General features: G+C 68.4%; 2 protein-coding genes. Both read left to right on the forward strand.

Annotation, left to right across the window (positions count from 1 at the left end; genetic code table 11):
* Positions 1–325 (forward strand): hypothetical protein (locus tag VFB40_RS13665; RefSeq protein WP_324850601.1); only part of this gene is annotated, 325 nt, incomplete at its 5' end.
* Positions 326–540: 215 nt separating this feature from the next.
* On the forward strand, positions 541–2,574 hold the full coding sequence (locus VFB40_RS13670; RefSeq protein WP_324850603.1) for a glycoside hydrolase family 31 protein: 2,034 nt from the start codon (positions 541–543) through the stop codon (positions 2,572–2,574).
* The last annotated feature ends 324 nt before the right edge of the window (positions 2,575–2,898 follow it).

Genomic DNA, 2,898 nt, shown 5'->3' on the forward strand with positions numbered 1-2,898 from the left:
CGACACGGTCGGCACCAACGGCTCCTACTACGAGGTCGCTCCGGTCGGCGCGTCGGGAATCGCATTCCTCGGCGACGCCGGCAAGTTCGTCTCGACCGGCGACAAGCGCATCACCCACCTGTCCGACAGCGGCACCGTCAACGCCACGGTCGCGTTCGCGAGCAATGAGCACTCCGTCACGCTGCGCGGCTATGCGCCGTCCGCGCCCACGGTGACCGCAAGCGACGGATCGGTCGGCTCGGTGAACTACAACGCCTCCACCCACCTGTTCACCGTGACGGTCAACGCGGGCAGCGATCACAACGCCGTGATCGCGATGCACTAGCGCCTGGCGCTCGGCGCCGCGCCGGGTCTCAGTGCTCTCAACGCACGAAGCCGGGGCCGCAAGTATTTCGGACTGCGGCCCCGGGCGGGCGCAACGAGCGTCGAATCGAATCGATGCACAAGGGAAGACGTTCGACGCTAGGCTCGCGCCGCAATTCGGTGCCGCTTGTACAGGGGTGCACAGCTGCACCTGCATCCCAGAAGAGATGGGGACCGATGTACCAGCAGATCGGCTCTGCACTTGAATGGCGCACGCGGCACGAGATTCTTCGCATCGAGCCTTGGGGTGCGCACGCGGTAAGGGTGCGTGCGGCGGCTGACGCGGTCGACCAAGAGCTCGCCTGGGCGCTCGACCTGCCCGTCGAAACGTCGCGGGTATCGATCGCAGTCCACGAAGACGGCACGGCGCGGCTCGCCAACGGTCGAATCGCGGTAGAGGCTGACGGGCACGGCCGGCTCCGCTTTCTGCGGAGCGCGGATGCTGACGGTCCGCAGAGCGCGGCCGCAGCAGCAGGCGGCGCGCGAGAGCGTGAACTGCTGGCCGACAAGCGCCCGTACACGGCCAGCCTGGGTCCGCGCGTGCACACCTCACGCGGCGACGGGACCTACGAGCTCGAGCAGACCTTCGAAGCCTACGACGGCGAGCGGATCTTCGGTCTCGGCCAGCACCTGCACGGCCGACTTGACCAGAAGGGCTGCGTCATCGACCTGTTGCAGGGCAACACCGTCGCGACGATCCCGTTCCTGCACTCCTCGCGCGGCTACGGGCTGCTGTGGAACAACCCTGCGATGGGTCGCGTCGAACTCGGCGCCGACGCCACCCGCTGGGTCGCCGAACAGGCCAGACAGATCGACTACTGGATCACCGCTGGAGACACTCCGGCCGAGATCATGGCCGCCTACGCGGACGCCACCGGGCATCCGCCGCTGCTGCCGGCATGGGCCAGCGGGTTCTGGCAGTCCAAGCTGCGTTACCGCACTCAGCAGGAGCTGCTCGCGGTGGCCCGCGAGTACAAGCGCCGCGACCTGCCGCTGTCCGGGATGCTGTGCGACTTCTTCCACTGGCCGAAGATGGGCGACTGGGACTTCGAACCCGAAGAGTGGCCCGACCCCGCCGCGATGGTCAAGGAACTGGAGTCGTTGGGCGTGAAGCTCGCGGTCTCCGTCTGGCCGACGCTCGAGACCGGGAGCGCGAACTTCGAGCCGCTGCGCGCGGTCGACGGCCTGGTGCGCGACAGCCACGGCGGTCTGCTACGCAACCACTGGCCGGCTCGCGGCGAGCACGATCCGTACGCGCCGATGGTCTACCACGACCCGACCAATCCAGCCGCCCGCCGCCTGCTGTGGGAGCGATTGCGCGCCAGCTACCGGGAGATCGGCGTCGCAGCCTACTGGCTTGACGCCTGCGAGCCTGACCTACCGCGCGACCTTGCGCGCCGAGCCGTCTACCAGGCAGGGCCGGGAACGCAGGTCGGCAATGCCTACGGCGCGTATGCCGCGCAGGTTGTCGCGGAGGGACTGCGCGAAGCCGGTGACGACCGGCCGTTCAGCCTGATCCGGTCGGCCTGGGCCGGCAGCCAGCGCCACGGCGCCGCGCTGTGGTCCGGTGATATCGAGCCCACGTTCGCGTCGATGGCCGCGCAGATCCGCGCGGGCCTGAACGTGGCGATGAGCGGGATTCCGTGGTGGAACACCGACATCGGCGGTTTCCTAGGCGGCAACCCCGATGACCCGGCGTACCGCGAGGTCCTGGTGCGCTGGTTCCAGTACGGAACCTTCCAGCCGATCATGCGCCTGCACGGCGACCGTGAACCGAACCAGCCGTTCAGCACCCACATGAGCGGCGGACCGAACGAGGTCTGGTCCTACGGCGACGAGGCGTACCCGATCCTGCGCGAACACCTGTTGGTGCGCGAACGGCTGCGGCCATACGTACACGAACTCGCCGAGGAGGCACACCGCACCGGCGCGCCACCGATGCGGCCGCTCTTCTTCGACTTCCCCGAGGACGAGGCCGCGTGGAGCGTGGACGACCAGTTCCTGCTCGGACCCGACCTGCTGGTCGCCCCGGTCGCCGAAGCCGGCGCCCGGAGCCGGTCGGTGTATCTGCCGCGCGGCGTGCGCTGGGTCGACGCGCACACGGGGGAGAGCCGTGCAGGCGGCGAGCGCCGAGAGGTCCCCGCACCGCTCGAACGTATCCCGGTGTTCGTGCGCGGTGGATCCGCGCTCGCCAAGGTGAGCATTTACTGACCGCTCTAGCGCTCCCTTGATTTCGCCCGCAGCCGTCGCCGGCAAGACCGGTTTCAACAACTGATCGTCGGCCCGCGGGCGTGGCCGAGATGATTGGTGGGATGTCTTCCCGGAAGTGCTGTTCGACATTACGGTCCCGAATCGACAGCGAGTGGTCGATCTTGGTGGGGAAGCCTGCATTCGATGCGTTATTTCGAGGAGTATTCGCCGGGTTACGGTGCTGTGGCGGCTCGCGCGGCGCTGCGTTCGGATGCGGCGCGGATCGATCTGAGCGGTCGGTGGGCGTTTCGCCTCTCGCCGGTCGCGGTGGTGGAGACGGACGGC

The organism is Actinocrinis sp. (assembly GCF_035650855.1).
Lineage (GTDB): Bacteria > Actinomycetota > Actinomycetes > Streptomycetales > Catenulisporaceae > Actinocrinis.

Bases quoted from the DNA above. Each gene is read 5' to 3' on its own strand.
- VFB40_RS13670 (WP_324850603.1), top strand. From the start codon at position 541: ATGTACCAGCAGATCGGCTCTGCACTTGAATGGCGCACGCGGCACGAG.